This is a genomic window from Paenibacillus koleovorans NBRC 103111 (assembly GCF_004000845.1).
Lineage (GTDB): Bacteria > Bacillota > Bacilli > Paenibacillales > NBRC-103111 > Paenibacillus_AA > Paenibacillus_AA koleovorans.
Genome location: NZ_BIMA01000146.1, coordinates 1 through 15,326, shown reverse-complemented (window position 1 = coordinate 15,326; position 15,326 = coordinate 1). Strand labels below are relative to the sequence as shown.

The following is a 15,326-nucleotide window of genomic DNA, read 5'->3' as shown; positions in this document are numbered from 1 at the left end:
CGAAGCGAGTGACGACGGGCGATGTAGGGTGTAATTGGTTACATGGCGAAGCAAAACCCGGCTCATCGCCGGGCTTTGCTCCTACTATCCTGCTAACCTATCAACCTATCACACATTTTCATTCTCCGTGCTGTCATGGAACAACTCGCCGGCATACAAAGCTTCCTTGAACTCGGCGCCTTGCAGCTGGCTTGTATATTTTTGCTGGATATAGGGAGCCATGTGCGGGTTGGACAAACGAATCTCAACCTCGTAGCGGTCCACATTGAAGTACTCTGGAATCGTATAGCTGACGACCTTCGTATGGTTGCCTTCGATCTTGAATTTCTTCTCGAACAGCGCCACCTTAGGCCCGTCGATGCTGCTTGTATCCCAGATGATGATGCGGCCCTTCTGCTTCGACGTAGTCCGGTTGTTCACCGAGATGTGAATTTGCGCATCCACGTTGTATTGCTTCAGAATCGAGCCGGTAGAAAACACGAAAACTGCCATTTTCTCTCCTCCTCTCCGAAAAATACCCGCCTTTCACTCCTTACAAGTTACAAATTACAGCTGATTGCCGCTAGTCGAGTCGCGGAACATCTCGTCCGCATACACCGGCTCGAAGATCGAGCTGTTGAACAGATCGGCATAGCGCTGTTGGATGTAAGGCGCGATATGCGGATTGATGAAGCGGAATTCCACCTCGTAGCTGCTGACATTGAGATACCCCGGAATGAAGAAAATCGGATGGTTCGTATTGTTGGGCGGGATCGGGTCCGTAAAGTCGAACAGCGCGGTTTTCGTACCGGAGGAAGTGTTCCATACAATGATGCGGTAAATTTGATCCTCGGTCGTCCGGTTGTTGATCGAGGCTCGGATCTCGGCTTCGGTGTTGGAGGTCTTCAGGACCGAGCCGGTCGAATATACATAGACGGTCATTCGAAATCACCTCCCTCTCGTAGCTAGTAATAGTTAATGCTAGAATAATAGAGTCGGACAGGGCTTTTATCGCTAGACTTGGAAAAAGTATTGCAAGAGTCCTAGAAGGCCGAGCGCCACATAAGAAAAACCATCAGGGAAGTTCACCCTGATGGTCCTCTGGCGAAAGAGTTCAGTTGGCGCGTGGGGAGGACAGAAAGAGAGGTTCCGGCCGCTGTTGTAAGCACGGCCCTTGATGGAAGGAGAGCTGCGGTTGGGCCATACTCAGGGAGGCGGTAGCTTCGCTTCTCCACTCCCTTCTCCTACCCTCTCCTGTCCTTCTTTCGTTCATGGCGTTACGTTTTTTCTGAAACCGTTCCCTAGGACGATCGTTGATCCTCCCATTCCGTCGCATTCCCGCAACCAGCTATACCGCTTGAGGCGAAGAGTATTCTCGAGCAGTGTGGCGCTTGTACCCTAGTTCCCTAGTCCGAAAAAGTCGGACTACCGCGTGCCTCTCCGCCCGGAACAGCTCTGTAGTCCGAATCGGCCGAATTAGAGCGGCGTTTTTCAGGTGGAGCGTGAGGAAACGGCTCTGCAAATGGGAAAATTCGGACTAGAAACCGCTTCCCCCTCCGCTCCCGACACGCAGTCCGGAAAAATCGGACTAGAGCGAATACTGCCTTTTCATAGTTGGCGCTTGGGATGGGGGACTGAGAGGGTACCAGCTCCTCTCCTCCAGACAAATAACGCTCCGCATAACGCTATTTCGCCGTTACGGCGCTTTTGCCAGTCAAATAGCGTTATTGGGCGATCGGAGCAGCCTTCCGGGGGGAGCAGGGGCAAATAGCGTTTTCCCGGAGTGTTATTTCCCGAAGGCTCGCCCATTCCGGCGAAATAGCGTTATCGTTCAGCCTCACCCCAACCGTGCTTAGCTAGTGTACCTCTTACGCTTTAGTTACTGTTAAGGACTTAAACTTTCTTATTATGTCAAAAAAACCTGACCCATTCGGGCCAGGCTCACTTCACAAGCAATAACTTAAGAACCTGTATCCTTCGCAGCAGCCGACCGCCGCTTGCGGGTTTTCGGCGCCGCCGCATCCCCGCCGCCGCCGCCGGTTCCGCCGGCTTTGTCCGTCGCTCCGCCAACCCCCGGCTTGGTCGCCTCCAGGCTGGCTTGCAGCGCCGCCATCAGGTCGATCACATTCGTGCTCGGCGCTTCCGGCGCGATGCGAACCTCTTGACCGGCGATCTTCTGCTCGATCATCGTGAGCAGCTTCGCGCGGTAATCGTCCTTATATTTCTCCGGCTCGAAAGGAGAGGACAGCTGCTCGATCAGCATGTTCGCCATCAGCAGCTCTTTCTCATTGACGACCGGCTTTTCGGGCAAATTCGGTACCTGCTTCACCGAGCGAATCTCGTCCGGGTAGAAAATCGTCTCCATGACGATGCAGTCCTCCATGATGCGAATCGCGGCCAGACTGCTCTTGGAGCGGATCGACACCTTGGCGATGCCGATTTTGCCGCTTTGGCGCATCGCCTCCAGCAGCAGGCTGTAAGCATTGGCGCCCGTTTCGTTCGGAGCGAGGTAATACGTTTTCTGAAAATAAATCGGATCGATCTCCGTCAAATTGACGAAGTCCAAAATTTTGATTTCTTTGTTCACTTCCGCGAGCGAGTCCAGCTCTTCCTTCTCGAACAGCACGAAACGGCCCGATTCATACTCGTACCCGCGGGAAATTTCCTCCCACTCGACGGCCTTCTCGCAATGCTGGCACGTACGGACATAATTTAGCGGCGTGCCGCACTCCTTGTGAATGTACTTCATGGAGATGTCTTTGTCTTCCGTCGCCGAGAACATTTTGACCGGGACATGAACCAGCCCGAAGCTGATCGCCCCTTTCCACACTGTATGCATCGTAAAACCGTCTCCTCTCCTCATCTCGCCGTTCGGCAAGTGCAGTTTCCCTCTTCTTATTGTTGGCAAAAATCGCGCGCTCTACACATTTGCAACAATTGTCAGGCTGAAACCGGGTGCGGAGGGGAAGCTAAACGGGAAGCGCCACTTTCGAGGCAGGAGAGGAGGTAGACCGATGAGCAATTACGACACGACAGACGAAGGACGCAAGGAGTACTTCATGGATATCGACCGCATGATCAATGAAGGCTTGGGCGGAGGAACGGTATCCATGCACAACGGCTTGATTGAGGAGACCTCCACGGACACGATGACGCATGCGGAATCGTCGTTCGCTCAAGAGGCCGGGCAAGCGGAAGAATAAGGCGGAACTTAACCCGATGAAAAGTTAACCCCCGAAAACTGTCGATCAGACGACGGTCTCGGGGGTATTTAGCGTGCTTGCATGCGAAACGGCGGGTGCGGAGGCGACATAGCGATATGCGGAACTGTGCGGAATCGTTATTTAGTTCAGCGAATCCAAATATTGCCGAACGGCAAAATCTCCCGCAGCGTCCGCTTCATCAGCCCGTCTCCGCCGAGCTGCTCCTCGAAGCCGGGATCGGATGGCGCCGCCTGCAGCAACGCCGTTCCCGTCCCCGTCAGCTTCCAGTGATACGCCATATGCTGCGCGGCAAGATGGTTGCCGTACACGCAGAGATCCAGCTTGGCGTCCGCCGGGTAGGCGATCAAGCAGCGTGAATCAATGAACGAAGGACGCTCCGGATCGAGCTCCCAAGTCTGCAGCGGGCCGCGCGACAAGAGGCCGATCGAGCCTTCTCCCGCAAACCGCATCCGAATGAGATCGCGGGTAATGAGCATATTTTTGGCCGATTGTACGACGCTCTTCATGGTGATCAGGTCCGTGTAGTACAGCAAGTGCCGAAACTCGAACAGCAGCGAGCTATCGCCCTGAATCGGCACGGAGGTTACCGAGTAGCCGGCCGGCAAAGCGATCATGGCGGCGGCGGGACCGGTCAGCACTGCCTTGACCAGCTTCTTCTTGCGCATGATGCCCTTCGGATTGAGCAGCCGATCCTCCCGTTGGGAAGAGGCGCCTTGAAAAGCGATCAGCTGCTTCGGATGAAGCAGGTGAACCGCTTCCTGCTGCTCCAGCACCAGCTTGAGCGTAGTCCGCCCGATTCCGTTCGCCAGGATATCCTCACTAGTAATTTGCATCCGATCGCTCCCCCTCTTAACGGCTGCGAAGAACGATCCGCATGACCCGGCCCAGCACAAAATAAAGCACAATCAATCCGGCTGCCGTTCCAATCATCGTGATCGTGCGACGATATTTCAAGCTCCGCTCCTGCTCGGACTGCTGGAGATCCAGGATCGCCTGCTGCAGCTGCTCGTTCTGCCGGGCGAGACGATCATTTTCCTGAAGCAGCTTCTGCTCCAGGCTCTTGTACTGCTCGAGCGCCTCTTTCGAATCTTTGGCCGCATTATCAAGCTGCTTGGCCGCCTCATCCAGCCGTTGCTTGGTGGCGTCGTACTGCTCCTGCAGCCGGTCCACCTCGCCGGGAAGCTGAAAAAAACCTTTGACGGAATCGAAAAAGCCGGCCTGGGCGGGAGCAGGCGGCATAACCAGGCTGAACGCGCAAGCCACGACAAAGAGTAGAGCAGCGGAGACCGTCAGCCGTAGACGATGACTTCTCAGGAGCAACGGTCCCATAGCTACACCCGATCATGATCCGCCCGCCAAGTCCGGACCGCTTGTTTGATCGCGACGGGCTCGAGCGACTCTAGAACCGCACGGCGGCAGAGCGCAGGGAATTCTTCGTCGGAAGCGAAGCGCAGGGCGACGATTTGTTTGATAGTGAGTCGGTTGTCGAGCGGCTTACCCGTCAAAATATAGTGCCTCAGCTTCTCTTCGGCGCGGATGGCGCGATCCTGCACCTTGGCGGCGTACCCGCGGACGATCAGGAACAAGACGACAAAACAGACGGCGAACCCTACGGCGAGCAAGGAAGGCAGCAGCCGGGTCTCTTCATCGCCAAGGGACTGCACGAGCCACATGATCGAGCCGATCAGCACGAGCAGGGTGAGCAGAGAGAGCACGAAATGATAGAGCGGATGAATGCGTCTGTGGTTGGCGTAAGTTTGAGCTGGTTGCATGGAACAGGCCTCTTTTCCGGAGCGTGATACCCCTATTATACTGGACAAGCTCGAAACCGGGTACCCTGAGAATGGAGGCGGCTTGTTCGGCAACGGCAGCAATAGCAATATCAACAGCAATGGCAACGGCAATCCTTGCGGCTCCTGGCGAGGACCTATATAATAAAGGACAAGTTGAACCGGTCGGACAGGTGGATTTGGAAAAGTCGGGGTGGAAGCATGGAGAGGCGCTATCGCTATGTGGCGAACGGGGTTGCGGATACGATTCGTTTGGCGGAGACAGTGGAAGCAGGGTTGGAGGCAGGGGCGGTGCTGGCGCTGGACGGCGATCTGGGGGCCGGCAAAACCCGATTTTCCCAGGCGCTGGCCAAGTCGCTCGGCATTCCGGGCATAGTGAACAGTCCGACATTTACTATCATTAAGGAATACGAGGGCGGCCGGCTGCCGCTCTATCATATGGATGTGTACCGGATCACGCTTGAGGAAGCGGATGATTTGGGGCTGGAGGAGTATTTTTACGGGGAAGGCGTTACAGTCGTAGAGTGGGCCAGTCGAATCGAGCCGATTTTGCCGACGGAGCGGCTGACGATTTATATCCATGATCGAGGCGGCGAGGAGAGGCTTTTCGAATTGACGCCTAGCGGGGAAGCTTGCGAGCGGTTGTGCATGGAGATGAAGGAGAACGGATGGCTATATGAACATGATGCGGAATGAAAAATGGCGGGACGTCGACGCTCAAGCTCGGGATCAAGCCCAGGCGGTCAAGCTGCTGGCGATGGATACTTCCACCGGGATGATGACGCTGGCTTTGCTGGCGGACGGTAAGCCGGTTGCCGGCTATTCCTCCGAAGCGGAGCGCAATCATTCCATCCAGCTGATGCCTGCGATCGAAGAGCTGTTGAGGGAATACGGCTTGAGACCGGCCCAACTGGACGGGATCGTGGTGGGTAAAGGGCCGGGCTCGTACACGGGCGTTCGGATCGGAATCAGCGTGGCGAAAACGATGGCGTGGGCGCTCAGCGTCCCGGTTGTGGCCGTATCCGGGCTGGAAGCGCTGGCGCTTGGGGCTTGGCGGGCGTCGGGAGGGACGGGAGGCCACGATGCGGCGGTAGGACCGGTCTGGTACGTACCGCTGTTCGATGCGAGACGCAAGCAAGCGTTCTGCGCGGTGTATGCGTTTGACCGGGAAGGGCGCCGGAATGTAGTGGCTGGCGACGGCATTCGAGTTGTGCCGGACTGGACCGGATCGCTGCTGGAGCTGGCCCGAGGGGGTTCGGAGGGGGCTTCAGTTGCTTCTGCTGCTAGTGCTGCTAGTGCTGCTCCTTCTGCTGTCTCGAGGCCGTCCAGGATCGTATTTCTCGGGGAAACCGCTGGTTTCGACACGTATTTGGAGGCATTCGGCGCTGCTTTCGCGGAGGGGGTTGTGGAGGTTCGGCCGGCCGGCATGGATGCGGTTTATGTCGGCGAGCTAGGCTGGGAGCGCTGGCAGCGCGGGGAGCTGGACGAGGTGCATACGCTGGTTCCGAACTACACGCAGCTGGCGGAGGCGGAGGTCAAGCTGCTGCAGAAGGAGAAGGAGCAAGGGGGCGATGCGAATGGCGGAGCTTGCTAAGGCCGGGTTCGACTTGAAGGAGCCACAGTTTCGCAAGATGAGGCTGGACGACATTCCAGTCATCTACGAGATCGAGCAGGAAGCGTTCCCTACGCCTTGGAGCGAGGGGGCTTTTCATAATGAGCTGACGAACAATCATTTCGCGCATTATGTCGTGATGGAGCTGGACGAGGCGATTATCGGCTATGCCGGTATGTGGATCATCATCGACGAGGCGCATGTGACGAATATTGCGGTGCGGTCGGGTTACCGCGGCCGTGGGCTAGGTGAGCGGATGCTGCTGGAAATGCAGGCGATGGCCGTATGCCTCGGCGCCGAGCGGATGACGCTGGAGGTTCGCGTGTCGAATGTGATCGCGCAGCGGCTTTATTCCAAGATGGCTTTATTCCGTCGGGTCTGCGCAAAGGGTATTACACGGACAACGGAGAAGACGCGATGATCATGTGGGCCGAGCTGGCTCAGGAGGAAGGGGAGGAGATGGCGCATGGCCGGGCTTGAGCTTGAAGGGCGGCGGGAAAGTTGGGAACGGGAGTCCGGGGGCGAGCGCTGTCTGATTCTCGCCGTCGAGACGAGCTGTGACGAAACGTCGGTCGCCATTGTCGAGAACGGACGGCATGTGCTCGCCAACATGGTGTCGAGCCAGATCGACACGCACAAGCGCTATGGCGGCGTCGTGCCGGAGATCGCCTCGCGCCAGCATGTCGAGAGCATCACGCTGATGCTCGAGGAAGCGGTGAGCGCGGCCGGCATCCGGCTTAGCGAGCTGAGCGCCGTCGCCGTCACGCAGGGGCCGGGGCTCGTCGGCTCGCTGCTCGTCGGCGTTGTCGCGGCGAAGGCGCTTGCCAGTGCGCTCGGCGTGCCGCTGATCGGCGTGCATCATATCGCGGGGCACATCTACGCGAATGCCATCGTGCATGAGCTGCAATACCCGCTCATGTCGCTTGTCGTCTCCGGCGGGCATACAGAGCTCGTCCATGTCGAATCGCCGGGCCGCTTCCGCATCATCGGGCAAACCCGGGACGACGCCGCCGGCGAGGCGTACGACAAAGTCGCCCGCGCCATGGGGCTGCCTTATCCGGGCGGCCCGCATGTGGACCGGCTCGCCATGGAGGCGGAGCCGGGCGAGGGGACCCCGATGCCTCGCGCCTGGCTCGAGGCGGATTCGTACGATTTCAGCTTCAGCGGGCTGAAATCGGCAGTCTTGGCCGCGCTGAACTCGGCGAAGATGCGCGGCGACGTCATCCACCCCGTGCGCTTGTCGCGCGGGTTCCAGGATTCCGTCGTCGAGGTGCTGGTCGAGAAGGCGATGCGCGCGGCGCGGCAATACGGCGCCCGGCAGCTGCTGCTTGCCGGCGGCGTAGCGGCCAACCGCGGGCTGCGCGAGGCGCTGACCGCCCGCTGCGAGCGGGTCGGGCTGCCGCTGCTCGTGCCGCCGCTCAGCCTGTGCACGGACAACGCCGCGATGATCGCCGCCGCTGCTTACCTCAAGTGGGAGCGGGGCGAATTCACAGCGCTCGACATGAAAGCCGAGCCTTTGCTGTCGCTCGAGGCTTGGTCTGTCGGAAATGCTTAACGTTGTAAAAAATCGACACATTTCCCGGGAAATTTTTGACTTCGACGGGGGTTGTCGAATGGCTGATCATGGTGGAGCGAGCGCTCCGCACGCTTCGCCAAATTGTCAACAAAAAGCGCCCGCCGAACGGACTCGGCGAGCGTTTTTTGCTAGTAGGAGGAGATGGAAGGGGGAGATGTTTACCAAACCAATCACTACCGTATATCGTCACTCGTCAAACGGTTCCCGCCAAGTAGACCAAATTTACCCTACATGACCCGCCGCCCGCTGCGTTTCTCCGTCAAGTAGACCAAATTTACCCTACATAGCCCGCGCCCGCCGCGTTTCTCCGTTAAGTAGACCAATTTTACCCTACATGGCCCGTCGCCCGCAGCGTTTCCCAGCAAAGTAGACCAATTTTACCCTACAAGGCCCGCCGCCCGCAGCGTTTCCCAGCAAAGTAGACCAAATTTACCCTACATGACCCGCCGCCCGCCGCGTTTCCCCGCCAAGTAGACCAAATTTCCCTTGCATGGCCCGCCGCCAGCCGCGTTCAGCGTTATTTATACACTGCCCTTGCCATCCTCAGGCAGCAAAAAAGCCCCTGATCGGGGCTTGAAAATTATACCTTGCTATGAGGCTGCTTGAGCTTGTCGATCGTTTGCGACACGGAGTCGAGTCCGTTCCAGAACAGCGCGAGCGTTCTTCCCAGCGCTTCGAGCTTGTCGTTATCGGGAAATGTCGTCTGTCCGAAATGCGAGTCGGTCAATTGATTGTCTGCGATATTCGACGCTTCAAGGAACTCGCGGTCGCAGATCTGGTCGTTGATCGGCTTGAGCACGGACAGGAAACCGAACCGCCGAAGCAGCTGCTCCTGAATATCGGGACGGATGATAAACTCGATAAATTGCTGTGCAAGCTCGGGCTCGTCGCAATCGGCAGGCACCATGAGGCTGTTGGCCACGAGCAGCGTCGAATTTTTCGACCCGAGGCGTGTCGGAACGGCGCGCGGCTCGAACGTGATGCCCGATTGCCGCCAATAAGCGGCTTCGAGTGCTGTCGTATAGACCATCGCGACTTTCTCGTTCAGGAACGGATCCTGGCCGCGTTGGTTCATGTTGAATGTATGCAGGAGAGCGGTTCGATCGCGGTGCAGCAGATCATGCAGCAGTTGGAGCGTCGACCGCAGTTGATCCGGATTCTGATCGAGCTTGTCGAAATCGACATGATGCTGCAGCGCGATAACCGGCCATCGCGTATGGCTCGACGAGATGCCGAGGCCGTATTGATCGATGATGCTGTCTCCGTTCGTGTCCATCGTGAGCGCTTTCGCGGCTCGGAGCAAGTCATCCACCGTCCAGGAAGGCTCGGGCTTCGGCACGCCGTGGCGTTCGAACAGAACGGGATTATATACCATAAACACCGGGGAGAACGTAACCGGAATCGCTTTCAACGATTGTTCTTGGCGGAAATTCGACAGCAGCTTCGGATAGAAAAAATTGCCCGTAATGCGCACCGATTGCTGTAAATCCTCATAGTCATCATAATCCTCGACATCCATGAACAGCCGGTCCGACAGGAGCAAAATCTCGGGTACGATGCCCATCAGCTTGGAGTGCTGCACGGATTCCCAGAATTGATGCGAAGGAAAAGTGAGAAGCGCGACCTTCGTATCCGGCACTTCCTTCTCGAACTCTTGAGCAAGCCAAGGAAAACAATGATTGGTGAAATGAGACGGAGCCGCTCCGGCGATCCTGAGCGTGCGAGACTTAGCCATGTCGGATTCTTTGGCCGGATGGCTGACCAAGGTGCCCTGACCCATTTTACGAACGACCAGACCTTCTTGCACAAGAAGCTCCAACGCTTTGCGCACCGAGATGCGGCTCATCCCATACTGCTTGGATAATTCGTTCTCGGAGGGGAGGAACTGTCCGGCTGTAATCGTGTGAGTGAGAATTTGCTCCCGCAGCGCGTCCGCCAACTGCATGTACAAGTACTGATTCTGATTTTTTTTCATAAGGTCTGCGTCCTTATCTGTACGGTAACTTCCCATTATTCTAACACAGTCCGCATCTGTTCTGATAGAGGGTAGACTATTATAGACAAGTTACCGTTTTACGAAATCATCAAAAATAAGGCATTGACACGGACATGTCGGGCATACTATAATTCAAACCAATATTTGAAAACGCGAGGAACGGGAACAGTATGGCAGGCGCATCGTCTAGAGAGCTGCGGGTTGGTGCAACGCAGTCGAGGCCAAGCCGGAAGCTCGCCCGGGAGCGGTTGGACGGAAACGGCATTCTCGTTGTTGGAGTCGGGGATGTGGAGGTACGTTCGGACGGATGACCCCCGTAATCGGGTTGGCGCGCACAGTCGGAATAACTGTAGACGCGCATTGGAGGGGATTCGACTTGACACGCTTAGATGGCGATGAGGTCGGATCAACAAGAGTGGTACCGCGATAGGTCAGCCTGTCGTCTCTTGAATGAGACGGCGGGCTTTTACTTTTTTAACAGCATCAAATAAAAACGCGAAGAACGGGAGCAGTAAGGCTTGGTTTTCCTTCCCAGAGAGCTGCGGGTCGGTGCGACGCAGCAAGGGGAACGGCCCGAATCTCGCCCGGGAGCGGGTGATCGAAACGTCGGTTGCAGGATGCGCAGCGGGACGTCAAATCGGCACGGTTCACCTCCGTTAGCGGGTGGCGTCTTCGGCTTTGCTGCATCCGCAGTGTCGAGGCGCGCCGAGAGGGTTCCGGTTGTCATGGCGTATGGCGTGCCGGGCCAACAAGAGTGGTACCGCGACAGCAGCCCTGTCGTCTCTTATGTGGAGACGGCGGGGCTTTTTGCTGTTCGTGCTCTTGCAGGTGAGGCGACGGGCTGAAATAAGAAACTTATGGAGGAATGAAACGATGACAACGACTACCGAACCGACAACCGGCAACCGAAAAATAACGATTTTCGATACGACTTTGCGGGATGGCGAACAATCGCCGGGCGCTTCCATTACGCCGGAGCAAAAAATCGTGCTCGCCCGCCAACTGGCGAAGCTGGGCGTCGATGCGATCGAGCCGGGGTTCCCGATTTCGAGTCCCGGCGACTTCGCCGCGGTGCAGCAAATTTCGCGCGAGCTGCAAGGCGTGGAGATTGTCGGGTTTGCACGGGCGCTGAAGCCGGATATTGATGCGGCGATTCGCGCCACCCAAGATGCCGGCCTGCGCAGGCTGCACTTGTTCATCTCCTCGTCACAGATTCTGCTCGAGCACCAACTGCGCAAATCGCAGGACCAAGTGGTGCGGATGGCGAGGGAAATGGTCGCATATGCGAAACAGTTCGTCGACCGGATCGAGTTCTCGCCTATGGATGCGTCCCGCACAGGTGAAGCTTTCCTGTTCGAGCTCGTGGAGGCGGTCATCGAGGAAGGGGCGACGACCATCAACATCCCGGATACGATGGGCTATGCACTGCCGGATGAATATGGCCGTATGTTCCGGCGGGTGCGGGAGCATGTGCGGGGCAGTGACCGTGCGGTTTACAGCGCGCACTGCCACAACGATTTGGGGATGGCGGTGGCGAACAGCATCGCGGCAATCCAAGCGGGCGTTTCCCAGGTCGAAGTGACGATTAACGGCATTGGCGAGCGCGCCGGCAACTGCTCCCTGGAGGAGCTGGTCATGGCGATCGAGACGCGCCAGGAAGCGCTCGGCGTGGAGACCGGCATCGTATTGCCGGAGCTGTATGAGACGTCCCGGCTGGTGAGCCGGATGATGCATTTCCCGATCGCTTACAACAAGCCGATCGTGGGGAGGAACGCGTTCCAGCACGAGTCCGGCATCCACCAGGACGGGTTGCTCAAGAACCGCAACACGTTCGAGATCATGGATCCGGAAGCGCTCGGCATCCCGCGCAACATGATTATCCTGGGCAAACATTCGGGCCGCCATGCCGTCATGCACCGCGTCTCGGAATTTGGCATTGAACTGCAGAACGAGCAGCTGGAGGAATTGTTCGCCCGGTTCAAGACGAAGGCGGACGTGCAGAAAATCGTTACCGACGACGAGCTGCTGCGCCTGGTCGGCAGCACGATCAACCGGACGCTGGAGCGGTTCAAGCTCGCGGATGTGCAGGTGGTGACATCCAGCCGGAAGCATCGCGTGGCGTCGGTGTCCATCGTGGATGCGGTCGCTGGCGAGGAGCGCACGAACTCGGCGACCGCCGAAGGCTCGGTAGAGGCGCTCATTCGCTGCATCAAAGCGTCGATGCCGTTCGAGCTGGAGTTCATCGACCTGGAGCTGCAATCGATGGCGCATGGCGAGCATGCGCAAGCGGAAGCGGCGGTCGAGATCGCCGTCGACGGGCGGCCTTACCGCGGCTCGGCGATGGACCAGGATGTGGTGCTGGCGGTGGCGCGGGCTTGCTTGTCCGCCTGCAATCAGGCGGCACGGGCTTTGGTGGCGGCGGAGGCGTAGGTGGTGAATGGAGGTTTGGCAGGGTAAGCGCCGCAGTTGGGGGTACGTGATCTGCCGACTGCGGCTCTCCCAGCCGAGACCATGAACATCTGCATCTACACAAATATGATGGTGCATGGGGAAGTGAGAACTCAAGTATCCAAACTGGATACCAAATTTCGTTTATTTAGCCTTGTAGCGGCAATCTGAGTACTCAAGTAAACAAAACGCGAAGCTAGCTTCGCGTTTTGTTTACTTTGGTACTCAGTTGCTCTTGCGGGAGTGCCATTTGCGAAATTTGCTGCTCTATCTGTTTAATTTTGTACTCACCCCGACCCCCGAACGCCGACCCCCGCCCCCGACAACAACCCGGCTCCATCCTATATGATGTCATCCACAGCCAGATCCTCATCTGTTATCTTCTCTTGGACTTGTCCACAACTTATTTGAATATTTTGAATTTTCGCTGCGTTGCTGCGTCGGTAATACTTATTGGGTTGTGGGTAAGTTGTGGATAATGTTATACACATCACTTGTTATATCGTGGATAACGCTTTCAAAATGAGATGGGATGCGGATTCGTGATAGCAGTGAAAAGGGGATAGTTTTTTCAAAGAAAACTGTGGGTAATGTGGATAACGTTGTGGAAAGATGGGACAATCGCTCTGTGGAATGGGTCGAGGGATTGTGGGGATTGTGGATAACCTTGTGGATACTTTGTAAAGGCGACGGATGATAGAAACGGAGGTTTTCGGTTAGGCTAACAGGAAAAGTGGGCAGAGCTTCCATGTACAGCGAGGGGACGGGCCGGATGATCTCGAAGCGGCGGCGTAATTGGAAAGGCGTTGGAATAAGTGCAATTACGTTGCTGCTCGTGCTCGCACTTGGAGCGAGAATGTGTAGCGGGTTTCGCTATACAACGGCTGAAGCTGGAGTTGAAGCTGAAGCTGCGCAGTTCAAACCAACAGCCGCTTTGGATGCAAAGAAACAGCTGATCGTAAGTGTGCCGGAGTTTGGATTTGCCGATTGGGATTGGATTTCCCGGAACGAGTCTAGTTATCCACATTTGTTTCGTTTATGGCATCAAGGCGGATTGGCGGCTATTTCGGCACGAACGCTAGGCAAAGGGCTGGAGGATGTGTATGCCACGATCGGCGCGGGGGCGCCGGCGGGGAGCGGACCGGAAGGCAGCGGGTATGCCGTTGGAGAGCAGTTGATGGACGCAGGTATAGTGGCGGAACGCCTGTACGCAAGATTTAGGGGGATGGCCCCTGCTCCTTCGGAGTTGATCGTTCCGAGGTTTGCTTCGGTGGAGGCGGCTACGGAGCGGCTTGGCTTTCGGTCGGTGCCAGGTTTGCTGGGACAAACTTTGCGGGAGTGGAATGTTCCGCTCTACGTGTACGGGAATGCGGACGGCGAACATCCGGCTCGTTATGCGGTGCTGGCGCTTGCGGATCGGAACGGGATGGTGGCGTATGGAGATGTGAGTGCGGCCGTGTTGGAAAAGGACGAGCTGCGTGCCTTCGGTGTTCGCATGTTTGGGGATAGGCTGCTGCATGCTTGGAGGCAGGCGCCTGCCCGATCGGTTTTTCTGGTGGAGTGGGGGGATTGGAGCCGATGGGAGGAGGAAAAGGGATCGTTCGGCGAGGCTATATACGAGCAGTCCAAGAACCGCTTGCTAGAGGAGTTCGATCATTGGATCGGTCAAGTCATGGAGCAGCTGCAGGCGGGGGAAGGGATTTGGCTGTTTTCGCCCGGAACACGGTGGTCGCCTAGGGTTGCTGGGACGATGGCTCCTTTGGTTTATTATCAGAACGGCATGACGGGCGGCTGTCTGATGTCCGCATCCACACGGAGGGCGGGTATTGTGACTTTGTACGATTTGGCGCCTTCGTTGTTGATGCGGTACACCGTCGATGAGCCTGAGCATGTGCTGCCTTCCGAAATGATCGGGCATCGTGTGGAGCTGGTGCCGACCGCGAGTGGCGAAGATGCCTGGACAGCGCTCCATCAGCAGTTGGAAGTGATCCGCAGTGTATATGTGTTGAGGCCGAAGCTGCTGCTTCCTTTTGCCGGGTATGAGGCTATCGTGCTGCTGGCGGCATTGCTAGTATCGTTGTGGTGGAGGGGAGAGCGTAGGCGTGCTGCATATGGCAAAATGAGTGTGGTCCGACCTCTTCTGCACTTGCTGCTGTTCTCCATCTTGGTGGCGCCGTTTGTCATGCTGCTGCTCGGCTGGGTGATGATAGTGGTTGCGGTGGGACCGACGGTTTTGACGGTGTTGTTCTTTGTGTTGTTAATGGGGTTAAGTATGGCGGGATTAGCCTTTCGGCGGCCGGTGGATGCTGCAGGCTGGATTGGTGGCGTGACGGCTGGCGGATTGCTGGTCGACGGCTACTTGGGAGCTGAAGGGATCAAACGATCGCTGCTCGGGTACGACCCTGTTGTAGGCGCGCGTTTCTATGGCATGGGCAACGAGTACATGGGCGTGCTGCTAGGCGCGCTTGTGCTCGGTGTTTCATGCGGGCTCGAGCATTGGCGCCGAGAGGCGGAAGCGTTGCGCCAAGCGGGGAGCGGGGCGGGTGAGGACATCGACGACGAGCTGGCGGTGCATCGCGAGGCGACGGCTCGGCAGCGGCGTGCGCGACGGGCGCGCGGCGCCGTGGGGGCGGCGGCCGTAGGCGCGTACGCGCTGGCGGCGCTGTACCTCGCGGCGCCGCAGCTCGGCAGCGAGGCGGGC

13 protein-coding genes, 1 pseudogene and 2 other annotated features are annotated in these 15,326 nt (G+C 57.5%); of the genes and pseudogenes, 7 read left to right on the top strand and 7 right to left on the bottom strand.

Annotated elements, in window-relative coordinates:
* Window positions 1-108 precede the first annotated feature (108 nt).
* The 3 genes from PKO02S_RS28885 to ku all read right to left on the bottom strand — a co-directional run bounded on the left by PKO02S_RS28885 (window position 109) and on the right by ku (window position 2,818).
* Entirely contained in the window at window positions 109-492 is a 384-nt protein-coding gene (locus PKO02S_RS28885; protein ID WP_127588481.1) for a hypothetical protein, read from the bottom strand.
* Between the two features lie 54 nt (window positions 493-546).
* On the bottom strand, window positions 547-921 hold the full coding sequence (locus tag PKO02S_RS28880) for a hypothetical protein (protein ID WP_127588480.1): 375 nt from the start codon (window positions 919-921) through the stop codon (window positions 547-549).
* 1,018 nt (window positions 922-1,939) lie between these two features.
* Entirely contained in the window at window positions 1,940-2,818 is an 879-nt protein-coding gene (gene ku / locus PKO02S_RS28875; RefSeq protein ID WP_127588479.1) for a non-homologous end joining protein Ku, read from the bottom strand.
* 175 nt (window positions 2,819-2,993) lie between these two features.
* Here ku and PKO02S_RS28870 point away from each other — a divergent pair, with 175 nt between their 5' ends.
* The gene (locus tag PKO02S_RS28870; RefSeq protein ID WP_127588478.1) at window positions 2,994-3,182 is read left to right on the top strand and encodes a hypothetical protein; all 189 of its coding nucleotides are present in this window, start codon (window positions 2,994-2,996) and stop codon (window positions 3,180-3,182) included.
* 146 nt (window positions 3,183-3,328) lie between these two features.
* On the opposite strand, the gene PKO02S_RS28865 is transcribed toward PKO02S_RS28870, so the two are convergent.
* Genes PKO02S_RS28865 through PKO02S_RS28855 form a run of 3 tightly spaced genes read right to left on the bottom strand, consistent with a single transcriptional unit; the run spans window position 3,329 to window position 4,975 of the window.
* Window positions 3,329-4,036, bottom strand: coding sequence for an AIM24 family protein (locus PKO02S_RS28865; protein WP_127588477.1), 708 nt, complete (start codon window positions 4,034-4,036; stop codon window positions 3,329-3,331).
* 16 nt (window positions 4,037-4,052) lie between these two features.
* Window positions 4,053-4,532, bottom strand: a complete 480-nt coding sequence (locus PKO02S_RS28860; protein ID WP_127588476.1) for a hypothetical protein — start codon at window positions 4,530-4,532, stop codon at window positions 4,053-4,055.
* Window positions 4,533-4,534: 2 nt separating this feature from the next.
* Window positions 4,535-4,975 carry a DUF6526 family protein gene (locus PKO02S_RS28855; RefSeq protein ID WP_127588475.1) on the bottom strand — a complete coding sequence of 147 codons (441 nt, stop codon included), beginning with the start codon at window positions 4,973-4,975 and terminating at the stop codon, window positions 4,535-4,537.
* Window positions 4,976-5,194: 219 nt separating this feature from the next.
* Between PKO02S_RS28855 and tsaE the strand changes: the two genes are divergently transcribed.
* The 4 genes and pseudogenes from tsaE to tsaD all read left to right on the top strand — a co-directional run bounded on the left by tsaE (window position 5,195) and on the right by tsaD (window position 8,160).
* The gene (gene tsaE / locus PKO02S_RS28850) at window positions 5,195-5,689 is read left to right on the top strand and encodes a tRNA (adenosine(37)-N6)-threonylcarbamoyltransferase complex ATPase subunit type 1 TsaE (protein WP_127588474.1); all 495 of its coding nucleotides are present in this window, start codon (window positions 5,195-5,197) and stop codon (window positions 5,687-5,689) included.
* Window positions 5,670-6,587, top strand: a complete 918-nt coding sequence (tsaB, locus tag PKO02S_RS28845; RefSeq protein ID WP_246067561.1) for a tRNA (adenosine(37)-N6)-threonylcarbamoyltransferase complex dimerization subunit type 1 TsaB — start codon at window positions 5,670-5,672, stop codon at window positions 6,585-6,587. Before tsaE ends, tsaB begins: the two co-directional genes overlap by 20 nt.
* Window positions 6,571-7,085 (top strand): annotated as a pseudogene (rimI, locus tag PKO02S_RS28840) (ribosomal protein S18-alanine N-acetyltransferase). The gene tsaB and the pseudogene rimI overlap by 17 nt, the downstream one beginning before the upstream one ends.
* A complete protein-coding gene (gene tsaD, locus PKO02S_RS28835; protein WP_127588473.1) occupies window positions 7,072-8,160 on the top strand; it encodes a tRNA (adenosine(37)-N6)-threonylcarbamoyltransferase complex transferase subunit TsaD in 1,089 nt (362 codons plus the stop codon). Before rimI ends, tsaD begins: the two are co-directional and overlap by 14 nt.
* Window positions 8,161-8,761: 601 nt before the next feature.
* Here tsaD and PKO02S_RS28830 read toward each other — a convergent pair.
* Window positions 8,762-10,156, bottom strand: coding sequence for an extracellular solute-binding protein (locus tag PKO02S_RS28830; RefSeq protein ID WP_164821749.1), 1,395 nt, complete (start codon window positions 10,154-10,156; stop codon window positions 8,762-8,764).
* A 167-nt stretch (window positions 10,157-10,323) separates the two neighbouring features.
* Window positions 10,324-10,627, top strand: a binding site (T-box leader).
* Between the two features lie 39 nt (window positions 10,628-10,666).
* Window positions 10,667-10,965: a binding site (T-box leader), on the top strand.
* An 85-nt stretch (window positions 10,966-11,050) separates the two neighbouring features.
* On the opposite strand from PKO02S_RS28830, the gene PKO02S_RS28820 reads away from it, so the two are divergent.
* Together PKO02S_RS28820 and PKO02S_RS28815 are read left to right on the top strand one after the other, a co-directional pair.
* Window positions 11,051-12,607, top strand: a complete 1,557-nt coding sequence (locus PKO02S_RS28820) for a 2-isopropylmalate synthase (protein ID WP_127588470.1) — start codon at window positions 11,051-11,053, stop codon at window positions 12,605-12,607.
* 790 nt (window positions 12,608-13,397) lie between these two features.
* A partial coding sequence (locus PKO02S_RS28815) for a hypothetical protein (protein ID WP_164821748.1) occupies window positions 13,398-15,326 on the top strand: 1,929 nt, incomplete at its 3' end.